This window comes from Thioalkalivibrio sp. ALD1, assembly GCF_000381245.1.
Classification (GTDB): Bacteria; Pseudomonadota; Gammaproteobacteria; order Ectothiorhodospirales; family Ectothiorhodospiraceae; genus Thioalkalivibrio.
This window is the reverse complement of record NZ_KB906242.1, coordinates 31,434-51,228: the sequence shown is the minus strand read 5'-3', so window position 1 is coordinate 51,228 and position 19,795 is coordinate 31,434. Positions and strand designations below refer to the sequence as shown.

Below are 19,795 nucleotides of genomic sequence, written 5' to 3'. Positions count from 1 at the left end.
AGCGTGAACCCCTGTCAGTCGTCCGTCCTTTAGCTCAACCGCGCCTCCACGAGTTCACGCGTGCGTTCCATGATCCAGCGCCCGGGTTCGTCCATGGCCTGTTCCAGCGTGATCGTGCCATCACAAAGAGCGCGTGCGTCGGCGAGTCCCACCGCTTCGAGTTCCTCTGGCGTGGCGTCGATGGACCCGGCAACGGCGACGGCCGGCACACAGCAGCGCCGTGCCCGCCGGACCACCTCGGCCACGACCTTGCCATGCACGGTCTGCCCATCGACCTGTCCCTCGCCCGTGATGACCAGATCACTGCCGGCAATCGCCGCATCGAGATCGATCATGTCCGCCAGATACACCGCCCCCATACGCGACTGTCCACGCAGGACACAGGCCAGGGCGAAACCCAGACCTCCAGCGGCACCCGCCCCGGGCATAGCGCCCGGGCGGCGCAGCTCCCCCGCCGCGTCAATGGCGCGTTCCAGGCGCTCCATGCAGGCATCCATGCGCCGGACGTCGGACTCCGCCAGCCCTTTTTGCGGACCGAACACCGCCGCCGCACCCCGGTTGCCCGTCAACGGATTGTCGACATCGTTCAGCACCGTGATGCGAAGCCCCGACAAACGGGGCTCCAGACCGGAAAAATCGGCACTTTTCACATCCTCCAGCCGCTCCGGAACGGGATCCAGGTCGCGCCCTTCGCGGTCACGGAAGCGAACCCCCAGCGCGTGCAGCATCCCGGCACCACCATCCACCGTGCCGCTACCGCCGAGTCCGATCAGCACATGCCGGGCACCCGCATCCAGTGCTGCCAGGATCAGGTGCCCCACGCCACGGGTATCGAGCTTCCATGGATCTCGCTCGGCCTCGGGTATCAGGCCCAGCCCACACGCAGAGGCCACATCGATCACCGCACGCCGCGTGACGTCGTCGCAGCCCCAGCCCGCCGATACATGCTGCCCGCGCGGGTCACGGACATCGGACAGATGCCAGGCCCATCCCAGCGTGTGGCTGACCAGCTCCGCCGTCCCTTCTCCACCATCGGCCATCGGCAGGGCCCGGATACGGGTCGATGGACTCGCGGCATGCACGCCACGAGCCATCGCCTGGGCCACATCCTCCGCATCCAGACTGCCCTTGAAGCTGTCCGGACACAACACGACCCGCCTCAGCTCAGACAAAGACGAGCCCCAGCAGGTAGATCACGATCATCGCGCTCACACCCTGCAACAGCGTGGCGGTCGTATAGGCCTTGTAGGCGGTCGACACCTTCATGCGGCTGAACTGGCTGACCACCCAGAAGAAGCTGTCGTTGGCGTGAGAGACGGTCATCGCCCCGGCGCCCACCGCCATCACCGCCAGCACCATGCCCATGTCCGAATCCAGTCCCAGCGCGGGCAGCAGCGGCGCCACCATGCTGGAGGCCGCGACCAGTGCCACCGTCGACGAGCCCTGGGCAGACTTGAGCGCAGCCGCCAGCAGGAACGGCACCAGAAGCCCCAGTCCAAGACCCGTCAGCATGTCGCCGAGCTGATCACCAATCGGGGTCTCCTGCAGGACCGAACCAAACGCGCCGCCCGCCCCGGTAATCAGCAGGATCGGCGCCGCGAGCAGGACCGCATCGACCGTCATCTGGTGGAAACGGCCTCGCTTGTCGTCACCCTTGACCAACAGCAGGGCGAACACCACGCCAATCGCCAGCGCGACCACCGGCTGACCCAGGAAGATCAGCGCCGCCGCGAGCATGCCGGGGTCGACATCGCGTGTGGCCAGCGACGCGATCGAGCCGATCGAGATCAGCACGATCGGTGCCAGGATCGGCATGAATGCCGCCAGGGTCGTCGGACGGTGGGTCAGATCGGGCTCCGGCTTCTTCACCTCCTGGCCGGTGGCCTCCTCGATCGGATCCGGCTCCAGCAGTTCATCATCATTCGCATGGGTATAGCGACTCGCCCAGAGCCAGCCCACCGCAGCCGCCACCGCGGCCACCACGAGGCCGAACAGGATCACCAGTCCCAGCGCATCGGCGATCCCGATGTTGCTCGCCGCGGCGATCGGGCCCGGGGTCGGCGGGACGAAGTTGTGCGTGGCGAACAGACCCGTCGCCAGCGCGACACTCATCGCCACCAGGGACACGCCGGCCTTCTTCGCCAGCGCATTCTTCAGGGAGTTCAGGATTACGTAGCCGGAGTCACAGAACACCGGGATCGACACGATGTAGCCGATGATCGTAGCCGTCAGGTTGGGGAAACGGTCCGACAGCGCGCGGATGATCGCCTCCGCCATCACGATCGCCGCCCCGGTGCGATCCAGGATCACCCCGATGATCGTGCCCAGCGCGATCACGATCCCGATATAGCCGAGCGTCCCACCGAAGCCGTCGTTGATGACGCTAATCGCCTCTTTCGGGGCAATACCCCCGATCAACGCCATCACAAAGGCCGCCAACAACAGGGCGAGGAACGGGTGGACCCGCAGCTTCACGGTAGCAAACACCAGTGCCGCCACGACGATAATCAGGCCAATAATCAGCATCTCGCGTCCCCCATCTTGTTTTGGTTATTGAAGGAAACGAACGTTTCCCCAGAAGAGCATAGACCCTGTAACCCTTCCTGGGACGAGAATTTTCATACCGGTTTCAGCACAGTGGGGGAACCAAAAAGAAAAGACCGCCCGAAGGCGGCCCTGGCACGAAGCGCAATGATGGAGGCTGGGGTCGGAATCGAACCGGCGTACACGGATTTGCAGTCCGCTGCATAACCACTCTGCCACCCAGCCTGTATCGGGTGGGTCCCGGCCCGCAAGAAGCAGCATGCGGAGGCCGAAACAGAAAACCCCGGCCGAACCGGGGTTTCAGGAATCTGTTGGAGCGGGAAACGAGATTCGAACTCGCGACCCCAACCTTGGCAAGGTTGTGCTCTACCAGCTGAGCTATTCCCGCTCTTCGTTAACGGCGCGTATTCTACCGTACCAGAGGCGGACGTCAATAGTCTGCCCGGGTCCGGCACGCCACATCAGCGTCCGCGCGCGGCCGCCAGCATGTACTGCACCATCGACACCAGCGTGAGGATGGCCGCCAGATACAGCAGCCATACACCGATCGCGAAAGTCGGCAGCCCAGCGACCGGCTCCGCCCACAGGAGCAGGAAGATCGCCACCATCTGGGCGGTGGTCTTGACCTTGCCGACCCAGGACACCGCCACCTTCGCACTGGCGCCGACCTCGGCCATCCACTCGCGCAGGGCCGAGATTGCGATCTCGCGCCCGATGATTACGACCGCCGCCAGCGCCAGACCCACACCCGGGTTGTGATCGACCACCAGAACCAGCGCGGCCGCGACGATCAGCTTGTCCGCCACCGGATCGAGGAACGCACCGAAGCGGCTGGTCACCTCCCAGCGCCGTGCCAGATAACCGTCCGCCCAGTCCGTGATCGCGGCGAGGGCGAAGATGATCGCCGCGACGATGCCGGCCGTGGGCATCGGCAACGCATAGAACACAACGATCAGCAGCGGGATCATCACGATCCGCGACCAGGTCAGCCAGTTGGGGAGTTCACGGATCATCTGCTGGTTAGTCCTCGTGAAACTGGTCGTAGATCGCCTGCGCGAGCCGCCGGTGGATGCCCGGCACCTTGGACAGCTCGTCGACGCCGGCGCGTGCCACCCCGCGCAGCCCCCCGAAGTGGCGCAGCAACGCGCTACGGCGCTTCGGCCCCAGCCCCGGAATCGACTCCAGTGTCGATTCCTTGCGCGCCTTGGCCCGGCGCGCACGGTGCCCGGTGATCGCGAACCGGTGCGCCTCGTCGCGAATCTGCTGGATCAGGTGTAGCGCACCCGAGTGCGCGGGGAGTATAGAGGGGGCCTCCACCCCGCTCAATATCAGCGTTTCCATACCCGGCCGGCGTTCCTCGCCCTTGGCGACGCCGATCACACGGATGTGATCCAGCCCGAGGTCCGCCAGCACATTGAGCGCCTGCGTAACCTGGCCCTTGCCGCCATCGATGAACAGGATGTCCGGCTCCTGCCCTTCCCCCTTCTTCAGGCGGGCGAAGCGCCGGCTCAGGGCCTGATGCATCGCGGCGTAATCGTCACCGGGCTCGATCCCGTCGATGTTGAACCGCCGGTAGTCGGACTTGATCGGCCCCTCTGGCCCGAACACCACGCAAGAAGCGACCGTGCGCTCGCCGCCGGTGTGCGAGATGTCGAAGCACTCCATGCGCTTCGGGGGATTCTCCAGATTCAGTTCGGCGGTGAGCGCGTCCAGGCGCGCAGCCTGTCCGGCCTGACTGGCGATGCGGGTCTTCAGGGCCAGTTCGGCATTGCGCCGTGCCATATCCAGCCAGCGCGCCCGATCCCCGCGCAACGACCAGGCGAGCTGGACCTTGCGGCCGTCGCGGCGCTCCATCAGGAAGGCCTCCAGCGCCGGCGCGCCTTCCGGCTCATGCGACAGCAGCACGCGCGCCGGCGGTTCGCGTTCGGCGTAGTACTGCGCCAGCACCGCCGCCATAATCTCGGACGTGTCGGTGGCCTCCGGCACGTTCGGGAACAGCTCGCGGTTGCCCAGGTTCTGCCCCCCGCGCACGAAGAAGATCTCCACGGCCACCGCGCCCGCCTCCTGCGCCAGGGCAATCACGTCGGCGTCACCCTCGCCGCCGGAGACAAACTGCTGCTCGGAGATCTGACGCAGCCGCGCGATCTGGTCCCGCAGTCGCGCCGCATGCTCGAAATCGAGGCGTTCGGAGGCCGCCTCCATGCGCTGCATCAGGTCGGCGATCACCACCTCGCTCTTGCCCTGCAGGAACTGCACGGAGGACTCGACGTCGCGGGCATACTCCTCGGGCGTGATATAGCCCACGCAGGGCGCCGTACAACGCCCGATCTGATACTGCAGACAAGGCCGGGAACGGTGCGCGAACACGCTGTCCTCGCACTGGCGCACCTGAAACAGCTTCTGCAGCAGCGCCAGGCTCTCGCGCACGGCCCCGGCTGAAGGGTACGGGCCGAAATAGCGCACCCCTTTCTTTTTCGCGCCCCGGTGAAAACCCAGGCGCGGGTACTCCTGGCTGGACACGAAGATGTAGGGGTAGCTCTTGTCGTCGCGCAGCAGCACGTTGTAGCGCGGCCGGTGGCGCTTGATCAGGTTGGCCTCGAGCAGCAGGGCTTCGGCCTCGGTATGCGTGACCGCAACACGGATGTCCGCGATCTGGCGCACCATCGACCGGATCCGCGGCCCGCGATCGTCCGAACCGCGAAAGTAGCTGGCCACACGACTCCTGAGATTGCGCGCTTTGCCGACATACAGCACGCCGCCGCTGGCATCCAGCATCTGATAGACACCGGGCGACTGCGTCAGCGTCTTCAGGAAGGCCTTGGAATCGAAACCGGTTTCGGGCGCGCTCATGACAGCTTCAGGATACCGGAACGGCCAAAGGAGTCAGCCAAACCTGTACGGCAACTGGGCGTGGGAAACATCAGCAGTGGGCGTTCAACGCCCTTGGCACTTTGGCACCCCGCAACATTGGGCGCCACGCCCTCACGGGCAGCCGGGCCGCCACAGGCTTTTCTACTTGAGATGAGTACGGATGCGGGCGAACAGTTCGCCGAACATGGCCGGGGTGAGGCGGCGGGTCTGGGTGTTGTAGCGCGAGCAGTGGTAGGAATCGACCAGACGCAGGCCATCCAGGTCATGCTCGGCGCCGTGGGCAAAGCGCCGGCTCGATAACGGCAAGCCACGCGCCCGAAGGACCGCGTCATGGGCGATCTTGCCCAGTGCGAGGATCACTTGGGGCTGCATCGTATCCATCTCGGAGGCCAGGAAACCGTTGCAGGTGCGGATTTCCTCGGTGGTGGGCTTGTTCTGCGGCGGCAGGCACTTGACGGCATTGGTGATGCGGCAGTCCAGCAGTTGCAGCCCGTCGTCCGCGTTCACGCTCTCGGGGGCCGTCGCAAAGCCGTAGTGGTGCAGGGTCTCGTAGAGCAGCACCCCGGCGTAATCCCCGGTGAAGGGGCGCCCCGTGGCGTTGGCCCCGTGCATTCCCGGGGCGAGTCCGACGATCAGCAGGCGGGCATCCAGCGGGCCGAACGAAGGGACCGGCGCCGCATGGTAGTCCGGGTGCTTCGCTCGCACGTCTTCCAGAAAACCGGCCAGGCGCGGGCAGCGCCGGCAGTCCGGATCGAACACGGGAAAGGAATCAGCTTGCATCGGGCCAGTCGCGGTAGGGGTTCCGGGCCAGCTCGGTGTTGTAGTAGCGCGGGTCGTGCGAGACCTCCGCACCCAGCCACTCGGGGCGCGGGAAGTCGGCATCGCTCGCGGGCAATTCCAGCTCGGCCACGATCAGGCCGGCATTGGCGCCCTCGAACACGTCGATCTCGTATTCCCAGCCGTCGACATCCACCCAGTAGCGTGTCTTCTCGACCTGCGGGCCGGCGAGGGTATCGAGCAGACGGTGGGCCTCGACGACCGGGATCGCGTACTGGTACTCGTCGCGTTCGACACCCAGGGTCGCGCTCTTGATATTCAGGTTCGCGCCCTCCTCGTCCACGCGCACGCGGATCGAGGCGCGGTCGTTGCCGCACAGGTAGCCCTGGCGCATGCGCTGGGAGCGGACCACGGCCTCGCGCCAGGCATCACTGGCCAGCAGAAACTTGCGTTCGATCTCGCGACCCATGTCGTCGACTCCCGTCTTTCGGCGAACCACTTCGTATCAGGCTTTGGCAGGGGCTTCGCCTGCAAGCAGGCTCCCACAGGAGGGGAATCGCGAGCGGCGCGTGCTACATCCGGATCAGCGCGGAGCCCCAGGTAAAGCCGCCGCCAAAGGCCTCGGTCAGGATCAGGTCGCCCTTCTTGATACGCCCGTCGCGCACGGCGGTATCCAGCGCCAGCGGGATCGACGCGGCGGAAGTGTTGCCGTGCTGGTCGACCGTGACCACGACGTGATCCATGGACATGTTCAGCTTCTTGGCCGTGGCCTGGATGATGCGGATGTTGGCCTGATGCGGGACCAGCCAGTCCAGCTCGGACTTCTCGATCCCGTTGTATTCGAGCGTCTCGTCAACGATCTGGTCGAGCGTGTTGACCGCAACACGGAAGACCGCGCGGCCTTCCATGCGGATAAACTCGAGATCCGGGTTGTCGCCAGGCTGCGAGACCCCGCCCGGGACCTCCAGCAGGCCCTTGTGGTGGCCATCCGCGTGCAGGTGGGTGGAGATGATGCCCGGATCCGGCGAACGCGAAAGCACCACCGCGCCCGCACCATCGCCCCACAGGATACAGTTGCCGCGGTCGGTGTAGTCGGTGATACGCGAGAGCGTCTCGGCCCCGACGACCAGCACATGCCGGATTTCGTCGCTCTGCATGAAGCGGTCGGCCGTGGCCAGGGCATAGACAAACCCGGAGCACACCGCCTGTATGTCGAAGGCCGGGCAGCCGCCGATCCCGAGCTTGGCCTGCAGGATGCAAGCGGTGCTGGGGAAGATCTGGTCCGGGGTCGTGGTGGCGACGATGATCAGGTCCAGGTCGGCGGGGCGGATGCCCGCGGCGTCCAGCGCGCGCTCGGCGGCCTTCAGCGCCAGGTCGGAGGTCACCTGGTTCTCGGCCACGATGTGCCGCTCGCGAATCCCGGTACGCTCCTGGATCCAGGCGTCCGAGGTATCCACCATGGCCTCGAGATCGGCGTTGGTCAGGATCCGCTCGGGCAGGTAGCTCCCGGTCCCGCTGATGCGTGCATGCTTCACTGCGCGTGCTCCTGCCCCAGTAGCTGCTCCAGCTGCTTGTCGATGCGGCTGGAGATGTTTGCCTCGGCCTCGATCCGGGCAATGCGAATCGCGTATTCGAATGCTAGGGCATCGGCACTGCCATGGCTCTTGATCACCACGCCCTGCAACCCCAGCAGCGAGGCCCCGTTGTAGCGCCGGTGGTCAAAGCGGTGGCGCAACCGGCGCAGCACGGGCAGTGCGAACAGACCGGCCAGTCGCGAATACAGCGAGGCGCGGAACTCGGCCTTCATGTTGGTGGAAATCATCTTGGCCACGCCCTCGCTGACCTTCAGCGCGACGTTGCCAACAAAGCCGTCGCAGACGACCACGTCGACATCACTGCAGTAGACGTCGTTGCCCTCCACGAACCCGACATAGTTCAGGCTGGATTCCTCCAGCATGCGACCCGCCTCGCGTACCCGATCGTTACCCTTGATGGCCTCCGACCCGATATTGAGCAACCCCACCTTGGGGGCCTCGAGCCCGTCTACTGCATTCGCCAGCACCGAGCCCATCACCGCGAACTGGTACAGGTGCTCCGCCTCGACATCCACATTGGCGCCGAGATCCAGCATGTGGGTATGGCCATACAGGGAAGGCAGCGCGGTCGCGATGGCCGGACGATCGATCCCCGGCAGGGTCTTCAGCACATAGCGCGCGGTGGCCATCAGCCCGCCGGTGTTACCGGCCGACACGCAGGCCTGCGCGGTACCTTTCTTGACCTGGTCGATGGCGACGCGCATCGACGAGTCGCGTTTGGTACGCAGGGCGACGGCCGGCGGTTCCTCCATGCCGACCACCTGGCTGGCATGCACGATCTCCACGCGTTCGCGCTCGGCCGCCGTCCAGCCTGCAAGCCCCGACTCGATGGTCGCTTCGTCTCCCACCAGCAGCAGACGGAAGTCGTCGGCCACCTTCAGCGCCCGACGCGCGGCCGGCAGCACCACGGAGGCCCCGTGATCGCCCCCCATCACATCCAGCGCAATAGTGAATTCGCGGCTCATGCGCGCGCCTGTGACAGGCCCGAGGAACGGGTCCAGTTAAACGCGGAAAGGCCACGGTGCAGCCGCAGCCGTGGCCCCAGCAAGGTCATCACGCCGAACTTAGTCTTCGTCGTCTTCGACTTCGACGTCCTGCTGGATCACCTGGCGACCACGGTAGAACCCGTCCGGGGTCACATGATGCCGGCGATGGACCTCTCCGGTGGTCGGATCGGTGGACAGGGTCGCGCCCTTCAGCCCGTCGTGGGAACGGCGCATGTCGCGCTTGGAACGGGTTTTGCGGCGTTGTTGCACAGCCATGATGAATCTCCAGATTAATCAAATCCCGCCTGGGCGGGGTTAGCCCGAATCAAAAACGGGCGCAAGTATAGCGTTTCGAGCCGGGCGGCGCCCCACTCCACCAATCTATCGGTCGTCGCCGTTGCGCGAACTGCCCTTTAGCTGTTCGAGCACCGCAAACGGATTGTCCTCGCGCTGTCCGGGAACAAATTCGGGTTCCACGGCAGGCTCGCAGTCCGCGTGGCGCGGCACCAGCGGCCTGGCCAGCAGCACCTCGTCCTCGGCCCAGACCGCCGGGTGCAGCCGCCCATCGTCCTCCAGTTCGAGGATATCCTCGTCCGCGCCCAGGCCTTCCACGGAACCGCCCGCCGGCAGGATCACTGCATCGGTCTCGAGCCGGAATTCCCAGGCCAACGGTTGCAGACAACGCTGGCAGGTCTGCCACAGCTCGCCGGTGATCACTCCGGTCAGCCGCATCTCGTCCAGCGCGCCGCGCTCCAACCCGAAACGGACATGAATCCATAGCGTGTGCTCGGCCAGCGCCTCGTCCCGCAGGCGCGGCAGATCCTCCGCAGACAAATCGCCTTCGAATTCCTGGTGCCGGGCCCGTGGCTGCCACGGGTCGAGAGATACGGGAATACGACTCATAGAACACTCTCGTGCAAGGGCGCGGAATATACGCGTGCGAGACCTATTCTGTCAAAGCGAAACAGAAACTTGCAGCCCTTCGACTGCATGTCGATACTCGGGCTGTCACTGACCTTCCCGGGACCTTCCGTTTGATCCGCAAGCTGCTCATAGCCAACCGGGGCGAGATCGCCGTGCGCCTGACCCGGGCCTGCGCGGAGATGGGGATTACCTCGGTCGCGGTGCATACCGACGCCGACCGCCACGCCCTGCACGTAAAAAAAGCGGACGAGGCCTACGCCATCGGTCCTGACAGCATGGGTGGCTACCTGAGCATCCACCGGCTGCTCAGCGTCGCCCGGGCCGCCGGATGCGACGCTGTGCACCCGGGATACGGTTTTCTCTCCGAGAATGCGGATTTCGCGGCCGCCTGCGCCGCGCGCGGGCTCATCTGGGTCGGCCCGGACGCCAGCGTCATTCGCCGCATGGGCGACAAGGTGGCCGCGCGGCAGGCCATGATCGAGGCCGGGGTGCCGATCACACCAGGGTCAGAGGGCAACCTGGAGACGCTGGAGGCCGCTCTGGAGGCCGCCGAGGCAATCGGCTACCCCGTGATGCTCAAGGCGACCAGTGGCGGCGGCGGGCGCGGCATCCGCCTGTGCGAAGATCCGGACGCCCTGAGGCACAACTTCGACCGCGTACGCTCGGAGGCCACACGCGCGTTCGGCAGCACCGAGATCTTCCTGGAAAAAGCCGTGGTCAACCCGCGTCACATCGAGGTACAGATCCTCGCGGATATGCATGGCAATGCCGTTCACCTGTACGAGCGTGACTGCTCCGTGCAGCGGCGCCATCAGAAACTGATCGAGATCGCCCCTTCGCCGCAATTGTGCGAGGCCCAGCGCGAACGCCTGGGCTCGCTGGCCGTCACGGCCGCGCAGACGGTCGGGTACCAGAACGCCGGGACCGTCGAGTTCCTGATGGACGGCGATGACACTTTTTATTTCATGGAGATGAACACACGTCTTCAAGTCGAACATCCAGCTACTGAGATGATCACGGGCGTGGACATCGTGCAGGAGCAGTTGCGCATTGCCAGTGGCGAACCGCTGCGCTATGAGCAATCACAGATCACCCGACGCGGCTTCGCCATGGAGTTTCGCATCAACGCGGAAGATCCGACCAACGACTTCCTGCCGAGCTTTGGTCGCATTACGCGCTACTTTGCCCCCGGCGGCCCGGGTGTTCGCACGGACGGCGCGATCTACACCGGCTACGAGATCCCGCCGCACTACGACTCGATGTGCGCCAAGCTGATCTGCTGGGCGCTGGAGTGGGACGACCTGCTGGCACGCAGCAATCGTGCCCTGCGGGACATGGGCGTGTTCGGGGTGAAGACCACCATCCCCTACCATCTTGCAATCGTGAACCACCCGGATTTTCGGCGCGCGGATTTCAATACCGGCTTCATCGCAGATCACCCTGAACTGACCAATCTGCCGGCCAAGCGCTCCGAGCGCCAGATGGCCGTCGCAATCGCGGCCGCAATCGCCGCCCACCACGGGCTTTAGCAAGACATTGCCCCCCGGACCACCGGACTAGCCATGGACCGAGTTCACATAACGGATGTCACTCTGCGCGACGGCCACCAGAGCCTGATCGCCACGCGCATGCGCACCGAGGACATGCTGCCGATCTGCGAGCAGATGGACGCGATCGGCTTTCACTCCCTCGAGGCCTGGGGTGGAGCCACGTTCGACGCCTGCGTGCGTTTTCTCAAGGAAGACCCATGGGAACGCCTGCACCAGCTCAAGGCCGCACTGCCCAACACGCCGCTGCAAATGCTGCTGCGTGGGCAGAACCTGCTCGGCTATCGCCACTACGCTGATGACGTCGTGCGCGCCTTCGTCGAGCGGTCCGTGGCCGGCGGCATCGACATCATCCGCATCTTCGACGCGATGAACGATGCACGGAACCTGCGCACCGCGATCGAGGCCACTCGCAAGGCCGGTGGCCATGCCCAGGGCACGCTCTGCTACACCACCGGGCCGGTACACTCCGCCGCGCAATTCGTCGTCCTCGCCCGCGAGCTGGTGGACATGGGGGCACAGAGCATCGCGATCAAGGACATGGCCGGGCTGCTGACTCCAGCGGCCACACGCGAGCTGGTTTCCGAGCTGGTGGATGCGCTGGATGTACCCATCCACCTGCATGCGCATGCCACCTCGGGTCTGTCCGAGCTGTGTCACTGGCAGGCGATCGAGGCCGGCTGCCGCCACATCGAGACGGCGATCTCCGCCTTCGCCGGGGGCACCAGCCACCCCCCCACGGAGAGCCTGGTCGCAGCGTTGTCCGGCACCGAGCACGACACGGGCCTGGATCTCGTGGCCCTGCAGAAGATCGGGCTGTATTTCCACGAGGTGCGCAAGAAGTACCGGCGCTTCGAGAGCGAGTACACCGGCGTCGATACCCGAGTACAGGTGAACCAGGTACCGGGTGGCATGATCTCCAACCTCGCCAACCAGCTGCGCGACCAGAACGCGCTGGATCGCTTTGATGCCGTGCTGGAGGAGATCCCGCGCGTGCGCGAGGATCTCGGCTATCCGCCCCTGGTCACGCCGACCTCGCAGATTGTTGGCACCCAGGCGGTGATGAACGTCCTCGCCGGGGAGCGCTACAAAACCATCACCAACGAGGTGAAGCAGTACCTGACCGGACACTACGGCCGCGCGCCGGGATCCATCAATCGCGTGATCCAGCGCAAGGCAATCGGCAACGCCGAGGTCATTGACGTGCGCCCGGCGGACCTGTTGAAGCCGGAGATGGACCATCTGACCCGGGAGATCGGCGACCTGGCCCAAGGGCCCGAGGACGTGCTGACCTTCGCGCTGTTTCCCGAGGTAGGCCGGACGTTCCTCGAACAACGCCGCGACGACACGCTTGAACCGGAACCGTTGAACCCACCAGACAGCACCCAGGCCGGCTGCCCGGCACCGGTGGAATTCAACGTCAGCTTCCATGGGGAGTCGTACCACATCCGGGTCAATGGCAGTGGACACCATCGCGAGGACACGCGCCCGATGTACATCACAGTCGACGGCATGCCGGAAGAGGTTCTGATCGAGACGCTCGATACCATCGACACGGCCGGCGGCGGTGGCGCCGAATCGCCGCGCGCAGGCACAAGATCCCGGCGCGCCACCCGCCCGGGCGATGTCACCACCTCCATGCCCGGCACCATCATCGACGTACTGGTGGCCGAGGGTGACGTTGTGGAGGCCGGACAGCCCGTACTCGTAATCGAGGCGATGAAGATGGAATCGGAAATCGCCGCGCCTATTGCCGGCACAGTGCGCGCAGTAAACGTGGCCAAGGGTGCGGCCGCCAACCCGGACGATGCCCTGATCGAGATCGACGCCCTCGATGGGTAACCCCATGCACGAGATCGTCCTCGCCTCCACCTCGCCCTATCGCGCGCAGCTGTTGCAGCGGCTGCATCTGCCGTTCACGACCGCTGCCCCGCAGGTTGACGAGGCTCGACTCCCGGACGAAGAAGCGGCGGCCCTCGTACAGCGCCTCGCAGAGGCCAAGGCCCGTGCAGTTGCCGATATCCACCCGGACGCATTGATCATTGGATCCGACCAAAGCGCCAGCCATCAGGGCCGCATCCTGGGCAAGCCGGGCAATGCCGAGCGCGCCCGCGAACAGCTTGCCTCGCTGTCCGGCGGCACGGTCACCTTTCACACCGGGCTGTGCCTGCTGGATGCCCCCAGCGGGAAGACACGGGTGGCGGACGTTGAATACATCGTCAGCTTCCGCCCGCTGTCAGATGCCGAGATTCGCGCCTATGTGGCGCTGGACAATCCCGTGGACTGTGCCGGCAGTTTCAAGTCGGAAGGGCTGGGTGTCAGCCTGTTCGAGCGCATGGAGGGCGCGGACCCCACCGCCCTGGTGGGTCTGCCGCTGATCCGCCTGTGTCAGTGGCTGCGGGAAGCAGGCATTGCCATGCCTCCCGCCGAGGAACACTGATCAGGTTTCCGACGAGCGCCGAGAGTCCGGCAGCCCCAGATCGGCATCACGCCACATCGCCTGCAGGCGCGCATGATCCTCGCGGAGTGTGCCATCGATGCGCGAAGCCTCGGCCGTCGACGCCAGGACCTCACGGGCCCAGTCCGGCAGCTTCGGGTGCAACCGATAGTAGATCCAGTTGCCTTCGCGCCGCGTCGTCACCACGCCCTGTTGACGCAATGCGGCCAGATGGCGCGAGACTTTCGGTTGCGAGGCCTCCAGTGCGCTCATCAGCTCGCACACGCAGAGTTCGCGCTCGATGTGAATCAGGAGCAGTGAACGCAGTCGGGTATCGTCCGCCAGTAGGCTGAACAACACGGTAGGGGTCAGGGACATAGGAAATCCACTTCGGCCGATCCGGCCACCATAAGTCGGCCATTAAAGGCAAGATTAGCACGCACGGGAACCCAAGAGCCCCAGTGCGTGCGGGTATTCAGCAAAACCATCTAGTGGTGATGATCGTGACGCAGGAACACGCCAAACCGGGTCGTTTCAGGCTCATGCTGGTGAAGGCTTTGGAGCAATTCTGCGCCGAGCGTAACCGCTGACGCCGCTCCGGGCACCACCAATCCGGCCGACAGGGCCATGCCGGCCTTGAGAAAATTCCTGCGATGCATACGCGTCGTCCTCCGTTCCTTCGGGGGAAGCGAAAACGCGGGGCTGACAACCGCCTTGTTGTTCTTGTAATCCGGAACCATGCCAGGGCGATGGCTCCATGACGATCGCGGGAGAACCGTCGCCCGCCCCCAGTATCGCGGCGTAACGCATCCTCCCGGGGTACCGCGGACCCTTGCCAGGCCCGAGCTTCCCTGTACCCGCTCACAAGTAGGCCACCACCCAAACGGCTGGATGGGGGCCGACCGGCCCATAACATAGACGAAAATGGGAGAATTACCAATCATTCGGGAGACCGACGTCACAAAGTCGCACCGAAAGCCTTGCGCACGAAAGACTGCCAGGGAGGCGCGCCATGCGCCAAAGGGTCCTCTCGGGCCCCTTTGCTGGGTCTGGCGGAGAGTGAGGGATTACTCGGCGCTTAGCGCCTCGCCCTTCGGGCCGTCGCCTGCGGCGACGTTCGGGCGCCGCTACGCGTCACCCGTCGAACCACCATTTTCTATATCTCGGGTTCGAATCCCGATACCTCGGGGGCCATACGTGCGAAAGGGGCCTCTCGGGCCCCTTTGCTGGGTCTGGCGGAGAGTGAGGGATTACTCGGCGCTTTGCGCTTCGCCCTTCGGGCCGTCGCCTGCGGCGACGTTCGGGTGCCGCTGCGCGTCACCCGTCGAACCATCATTCTCTATGTCTCGGGTTCGAATCTCGATACCTCGGGGGCCATACGTGCGAAAGGGGCCTCTCGGGCCCCTTTGCTGGGTCTGGCGGAGAGTGAGGGATTCGAACCCTCGATGGGCTTTTGACCCATACTCCCTTAGCAGGGGAGCGCCTTCGACCACTCGGCCAACTCTCCGGAATGCGCGGCACAGGATACGGACTTGTGCCCATAAAGAAAAGGCCCGGCGGTTGCCGCAACCGCCGGGCCTGACAGGCTTGGTCAGTCGTCGCGCGAGGAAGCCGCCACACTCCCTCCCGGGGCGGACCCACCGCCGGACGAGCCCTGATCATCGCCGGTCGCGCTGGATTCGCGCTGAATACGCTGGAAGATCTCCTCGCGGTGGACCGCCACGTCCTGAGGCGCATTGATCCCGATACGAACCTGATTGCCCTTGACCCCCAGGACGGTGACGGAAACGTCCTCGCCGATCATGAGGGTCTCGCCCACACGTCGAGTCAAAATGAGCATGCTCTTCTCCGCAGTGCCTGTGTCGGACGCAGTCGGTCGTCCGGTAACCGTTTTACGGTTTGTCATCCTTAACCGTCCTCCTGTTGACCGACAGGTTCCTGCTCAAGTTCAAAGGCATCATGCAGGGCGCGTACAGCAAGTTCGAGGTACTTCTCATCCACAACCACCGAGATCTTGATCTCGGAAGTGGAGATCATTCGGATGTTGATCGTCTCGCGCGAGAGTGCCTCGAACATCTGGCTGGCGATCCCGGCATGCGAGCGCATGCCGACACCAACCACGGAGATCTTCACAATGTGCGTATCTCCGGAAACCTCGCGCGCATTCAGTGCCCTGCAGGCATCCTGCAGAATCGCCAACGCCTTGTCGTAGTCGTTGCGATGCACCGTGAAGGTGAAGTCGGTGGTCTGATCCGCGCCCACGTTCTGCACGATCATGTCCACTTCGATGTTGGCGTCCGCGATCGGCCCGAGGATACGATGCGCGACCCCCGGCTGATCGGGGACGCCCTGAACCGTTAGCTGGGCCTCGTTCTGATTGAACGCGATACCCGCAACCAGCGCCTGTTCCACCTGCGCATCCTCCTCCGTGGTAATCAGGGTCCCCGGTCCTTCCTCGAACGAGGACAGCACTCTAAGAGGGACGTTGTACTTGCCCGCAAATTCCACCGCGCGGATCTGCAGCACCTTCGAGCCGAGGCTCGCCATCTCCAGCATCTCCTCGAAGGTAATGCTATGCAGCCGCCGTGCCTGGGGCACCAGGCGGGGATCCGTGGTGTACACACCATCGACGTCGGTGTAAATCCGGCATTCATCGGCCTTGAGTGCCGCGGCCAGCGCGACGGCCGTCGTATCCGACCCGCCGCGGCCCAGCGTGGTGATCGCGCCGTGCTCGTCCACCCCCTGGAATCCGGCCACAACGACGACTCGGCCGGCCTGCAGATCCGCCCGCACGCGGGCATCGTCGATACTGCGGATGCGCGCCTTGTTGTGCGCACTGTCGGTGCGAATCGTGACCTGGGCGCCGGTATAGGAGCGTGCGGGACAACCATGCGCCTCCAGCGACATCGCCAGCAGGGCAATCGTCACCTGCTCGCCGGTGGACAACAGCACGTCCAGCTCGCGGCCATCGGCTCGTGGATTCAGCGCATGGGCGAGACCCAGAAGGCGATCCGTCTCGCCGCTCATCGCAGAGACAACGATCACCACTTGATGACCCTCCTCGCGCAGCTTCAAAGCCCGCTCCGCGACCGCCTGGATGCGCTCGGTGGTGCCCACCGAGGTGCCCCCGAATTTCAGTACCAGCAACGCCATTGCACGATTCCATTCACCGCCACCCGGAAAGGCGGCGCATTAAACATCATTCAGGTCGTTATTGCGAGAACCCCCGGGCCTTCACGAGACGCGCCGAGGGCTGTTCCGGACACGGGTCGCCACCGCGGTGCGCGCCCCGCGATGACGAGGCGTCGTCAGGCGCGTTCGCGTACCCAGTCGGCGACCGAGGCGAGCGCGGCATCCAGCTTGTCCGGGCTCTGGCCGCCGGCCATCGCCATGTCCGGGCGACCGCCACCCTTGCCATCCACCTGCGCGGCAACGTGACCGACCAGGTCGCCAGCCTTGAAGCGGTCGGTCTCGGCCTTGGTCACGCCGGCCACCAGGCTGACCTTGCCCTCGCCGGTCGCGGTGCCCAGCACCACCACACCCTGCCCCAACTTCTGCTTGAGCTGGTCGACCATGTCGCGCAGGGCCTTGGGCTCCACGCCCTCGACCTTCGCGGCCAGCACCTGCACGCCGCCGACCTCCTGCGCCTGCGAGGCCAGATCGCTGCCGGCCTGGCTGGCCAGCTTGCCCTTGAGCTGTTCGATCTGTTTCTCCAGTTCGCGCGAGCGCTCCTGCAACTGGGCGACCTTGTCGGCCGCCTCGCCGCGCCCGGAGCGCAGGCGATCGGCGATCGCATCCAGATAGCCGAGCTGCTGGTCAACCCAGCGCAGCGCCACCTCGCCGGCCACCGCCTCGATACGGCGGATACCAGCGGCCACCCCGCCCTCGGAGGTGATGCGCAACAACCCGATGTCACCGGTGCGGTCCACATGCGTGCCGCCGCACAGCTCCACGGAGGTGCCGATCTTCAGCACCCGGACCTGATCGCCGTACTTCTCGCCGAACAGCGCGACCGCGCCGGACTCCATCGCCGACTCGATGTCCATCACGCGGGTATCGGTGGCCTCGTTGGCCAGAATCTCCGCGTTCACCTGGGCCTCGATGGCGCGCAGTTGCTCGTCGGTCAGCGGCTCCATGTGGGTAAAGTCGAAGCGCAGGCGCTCGGCATCCACCAGCGAGCCCTTCTGTTGCACGTGGTCGCCCAGCTGATCGCGCAGGGCCTTGTGCAGCAGGTGCGTCGCCGAATGGTGACGGCGGATGTTCTCGCGGCGTGGGCCTTCGACCGCGGCCTGCAGCCTCTGGCCGACCTCCAGCGTGCCGGCGCGAACCTGGCCGACATGGATATGCGCCGCGCCCTGCTTGCGGGTGTCGGCGACCTGAAAGCGCACGCCGGAACCGCTCAGCGTGCCGACATCGCCAACCTGGCCACCGGACTCGCCGTAGAACGGCGTGCGGTCCAGTACCACCAGGCCCTCGGCGCCGACCTCGAGTCGCTCGACCGGCTCGCCGTTCTGGTACAGCGCGACCACGCGACCCTCGTCGTCGACGGTCTCGTAGCCGGAGAATTCGGTTTCCTGATCGACCTGCGGCAGGCCGCCGTCGTCCATGGAGAAGTGACTCGCGGCGCGGGCACGGGCGCGCTGATCCGCCATCGCGGACTCGAAGCCCTCCATGTCCAGTTCCAGGCCGCGCTCGCGCGCGATGTCGCCGGTCAGGTCCACCGGGAAGCCGTAGGTGTCATACAGCAGGAAGATGGTCTCGCCCGGGATCACCTTGCCCTCGAGATCGCGCAGGTCGTCCTCGAGGATCTTCATGCCCTTGTCGAGCGTCTCCAGGAACTTGCGTTCCTCCTTCTCCAGCACCTTCTCGACCCGGGCCTGAGCTTCGGCGAGCTCCGGGAAGGCCTCGCCCATCGCGCGCACGAGGTCGCCGACCATCTGGTAGAGGAAGGCATCCTGCGCACCCATCTTGAACCCGTGGCGCGCGGCGCGGCGGATGATGCGGCGCAGCACGTAGCCGCGGCCTTCGTTCGACGGCAGCACGCCGTCGGTAATCAGGAAGGCGATGGAACGGATGTGGTCGGCGATCACGCGCAGCGAGGCGGAGTCCTGCTCCTGCGCCCCGGTCACTCGCGCGGCGGCCGCGATCAGGTCCTGAAACAGGTCGATCTCGTAGTTGGAGTGCACGCCCTGCAGCACCGCGGCCAGGCGCTCCAGGCCCATGCCGGTATCCACCGACGGGCGCGGCAGCGGATTCAGCGTGCCGTCCGCATCGCGGTCGTACTGCATGAACACCAGATTCCAGATCTCGATGTAGCGGTCGCCGTCCTCGTCCGGGGAACCGGGCGGGCCGCCCTCCACCTCCGGACCGTGGTCGTAGAAGACCTCGGTGCAGGGGCCGCAGGGGCCGGTGTCGCCCATCTGCCAGAAGTTGTCGGAACCGCCGCCCGGCTTGTCGCCAATACGCACGATTCGCTCGGCCGGAACCTGAATCTCGTTCGCCCAGACGTTGTAGGCGTCGTCGTCCGTCTCGTAGACGGTGACCCAGAGCTTTTCCGGCGGCAGGCCGATGGTCTCGGTCAGGAACTGCCAGGCGTAGTGGATCGCATCGCGCTTGAAGTAGTCGCCAAAGCTGAAGTTGCCCAGCATCTCAAAGAAGGTGTGATGCCGTGCGGTGTAACCGACGTTCTCGAGGTCGTTGTGCTTGCCGCCCGCCCGCACGCAGCGCTGGCTGGACACCGCACGGTTGTACGAACGCTTCTCGCGACCGAGGAACACATCCTTGAACTGCACCATCCCCGCATTGGTGAACAGCAGCGTGGGATCGTTGCCCGGCACGAGCGGGCTGGAGGGCACGATCGTATGGCCATGCCCTTCAAAGAATTCGAGGAAACTCCGGCGAATGTCGGCGCTTTTCATGCGGTTCCGATTGAATATGGGGTCAAAACCGGAATCCTATCACGCAAGCCCCCAACCCGCGTATTGCCGCCCCCGCCTTCGGGCCATGATGTAGGAGGCCAGCCCCCTGGCCGATGGGGCACCGCCAACGCCCCATCGCGCAAGGGGCTGCGCTCCTACAACGACAAAGCCACCACCCCTGTAGGAGGCCAGCCCT

The 19,795-nt window shown here is 65.3% G+C and carries 18 protein-coding genes, 3 tRNA genes and 2 other RNA genes; 3 read left to right on the top strand and 20 right to left on the bottom strand.

Translation table 11 applies throughout. The features are described from left to right. Window positions 1–29: 29 nt before the first annotated feature. The 12 genes from F623_RS0104895 to F623_RS0104840 all read right to left on the bottom strand — a co-directional run bounded on the left by F623_RS0104895 (window position 30) and on the right by F623_RS0104840 (window position 9,676). Window positions 30–1,151, bottom strand: a complete 1,122-nt coding sequence (locus tag F623_RS0104895) for a glycerate kinase (protein WP_018868354.1) — start codon at window positions 1,149–1,151, stop codon at window positions 30–32. Between the two features lie 13 nt (window positions 1,152–1,164). Next, window positions 1,165–2,526, bottom strand: coding sequence for a GntP family permease (locus F623_RS0104890; protein ID WP_018862199.1), 1,362 nt, complete (start codon window positions 2,524–2,526; stop codon window positions 1,165–1,167). Window positions 2,527–2,695: 169 nt separating this feature from the next. After that, window positions 2,696–2,769, bottom strand: a tRNA-Cys gene (locus F623_RS0104885). A gap of 87 nt (window positions 2,770–2,856) precedes the next feature. Continuing rightward, window positions 2,857–2,932 (bottom strand) — tRNA-Gly (locus tag F623_RS0104880). A 73-nt stretch (window positions 2,933–3,005) separates the two neighbouring features. Next, a complete protein-coding gene (pgsA, locus tag F623_RS0104875; protein ID WP_018862198.1) occupies window positions 3,006–3,557 on the bottom strand; it encodes a CDP-diacylglycerol--glycerol-3-phosphate 3-phosphatidyltransferase in 552 nt (183 codons plus the stop codon). A gap of 7 nt (window positions 3,558–3,564) precedes the next feature. Beyond that, complete coding sequence (gene uvrC, locus F623_RS0104870; RefSeq protein WP_018868355.1) at window positions 3,565–5,394, bottom strand: excinuclease ABC subunit UvrC; 1,830 nt, start codon at window positions 5,392–5,394, stop codon at window positions 3,565–3,567. 162 nt (window positions 5,395–5,556) lie between these two features. Continuing rightward, a complete protein-coding gene (locus F623_RS0104865; RefSeq protein WP_018862196.1) occupies window positions 5,557–6,195 on the bottom strand; it encodes a uracil-DNA glycosylase in 639 nt (212 codons plus the stop codon). Beyond that, window positions 6,185–6,661: a CYTH domain-containing protein gene (locus F623_RS0104860; protein ID WP_018862195.1), complete on the bottom strand. Its 477-nt coding sequence runs from the start codon at window positions 6,659–6,661 to the stop codon at window positions 6,185–6,187. Before F623_RS0104860 ends, F623_RS0104865 begins: the two co-directional genes overlap by 11 nt. 103 nt (window positions 6,662–6,764) lie before the next feature. Further along, on the bottom strand, window positions 6,765–7,727 hold the full coding sequence (locus F623_RS0104855; RefSeq protein WP_018862194.1) for a beta-ketoacyl-ACP synthase III: 963 nt from the start codon (window positions 7,725–7,727) through the stop codon (window positions 6,765–6,767). After that, the gene (plsX, locus tag F623_RS0104850; protein ID WP_018862193.1) at window positions 7,724–8,752 is read right to left on the bottom strand and encodes a phosphate acyltransferase PlsX; all 1,029 of its coding nucleotides are present in this window, start codon (window positions 8,750–8,752) and stop codon (window positions 7,724–7,726) included. Before plsX ends, F623_RS0104855 begins: the two co-directional genes overlap by 4 nt. A gap of 99 nt (window positions 8,753–8,851) precedes the next feature. After that, window positions 8,852–9,049, bottom strand: a complete 198-nt coding sequence (rpmF, locus tag F623_RS0104845; protein ID WP_012982981.1) for a 50S ribosomal protein L32 — start codon at window positions 9,047–9,049, stop codon at window positions 8,852–8,854. A 105-nt stretch (window positions 9,050–9,154) separates the two neighbouring features. Beyond that, window positions 9,155–9,676 carry a DUF177 domain-containing protein gene (locus F623_RS0104840; protein ID WP_018862192.1) on the bottom strand — a complete coding sequence of 174 codons (522 nt, stop codon included), beginning with the start codon at window positions 9,674–9,676 and terminating at the stop codon, window positions 9,155–9,157. A 131-nt stretch (window positions 9,677–9,807) separates the two neighbouring features. Between F623_RS0104840 and F623_RS0104835 the strand changes: the two genes are divergently transcribed. From F623_RS0104835 to F623_RS0104825, 3 genes are read left to right on the top strand one after another with little or no spacing between them, the layout of a single operon-like run. Further along, window positions 9,808–11,226, top strand: coding sequence for an acetyl-CoA carboxylase biotin carboxylase subunit (locus F623_RS0104835; RefSeq protein ID WP_018862191.1), 1,419 nt, complete (start codon window positions 9,808–9,810; stop codon window positions 11,224–11,226). Window positions 11,227–11,259: 33 nt separating this feature from the next. Further along, window positions 11,260–13,086, top strand: a complete 1,827-nt coding sequence (gene oadA, locus F623_RS0104830; protein WP_018868356.1) for a sodium-extruding oxaloacetate decarboxylase subunit alpha — start codon at window positions 11,260–11,262, stop codon at window positions 13,084–13,086. Between the two features lie 4 nt (window positions 13,087–13,090). Beyond that, window positions 13,091–13,684: a nucleoside triphosphate pyrophosphatase gene (locus tag F623_RS0104825; protein ID WP_018862189.1), complete on the top strand. Its 594-nt coding sequence runs from the start codon at window positions 13,091–13,093 to the stop codon at window positions 13,682–13,684. On the opposite strand, the gene F623_RS0104820 is transcribed toward F623_RS0104825, so the two are convergent. The 8 genes from F623_RS0104820 to alaS form a co-directional block, all read right to left on the bottom strand. After that, window positions 13,685–14,059 (bottom strand): metalloregulator ArsR/SmtB family transcription factor, encoded by a 375-nt coding sequence (locus F623_RS0104820; protein ID WP_018862188.1) that lies wholly within the window; start codon window positions 14,057–14,059, stop codon window positions 13,685–13,687. It lies immediately after the preceding gene. A 110-nt stretch (window positions 14,060–14,169) separates the two neighbouring features. Then, window positions 14,170–14,421 (bottom strand): twin-arginine translocation signal domain-containing protein, encoded by a 252-nt coding sequence (locus tag F623_RS0104815; protein ID WP_018862187.1) that lies wholly within the window; start codon window positions 14,419–14,421, stop codon window positions 14,170–14,172. Between the two features lie 310 nt (window positions 14,422–14,731). After that, window positions 14,732–14,862: non-coding RNA, RtT sRNA (locus F623_RS13090), on the bottom strand. A gap of 52 nt (window positions 14,863–14,914) precedes the next feature. Then, window positions 14,915–15,031: non-coding RNA, RtT sRNA (locus tag F623_RS13085), on the bottom strand. A gap of 66 nt (window positions 15,032–15,097) precedes the next feature. Beyond that, window positions 15,098–15,188: transfer RNA gene (locus F623_RS0104810), tRNA-Ser, on the bottom strand. A gap of 84 nt (window positions 15,189–15,272) precedes the next feature. Continuing rightward, the gene (gene csrA, locus F623_RS0104805; protein WP_018862186.1) at window positions 15,273–15,521 is read right to left on the bottom strand and encodes a carbon storage regulator CsrA; all 249 of its coding nucleotides are present in this window, start codon (window positions 15,519–15,521) and stop codon (window positions 15,273–15,275) included. Window positions 15,522–15,589: 68 nt separating this feature from the next. Beyond that, a complete protein-coding gene (locus F623_RS0104800; protein WP_018862185.1) occupies window positions 15,590–16,834 on the bottom strand; it encodes an aspartate kinase in 1,245 nt (414 codons plus the stop codon). A gap of 155 nt (window positions 16,835–16,989) precedes the next feature. Beyond that, entirely contained in the window at window positions 16,990–19,599 is a 2,610-nt protein-coding gene (gene alaS, locus F623_RS0104795) for an alanine--tRNA ligase (protein WP_018862184.1), read from the bottom strand. Window positions 19,600–19,795 lie beyond the last annotated feature (196 nt).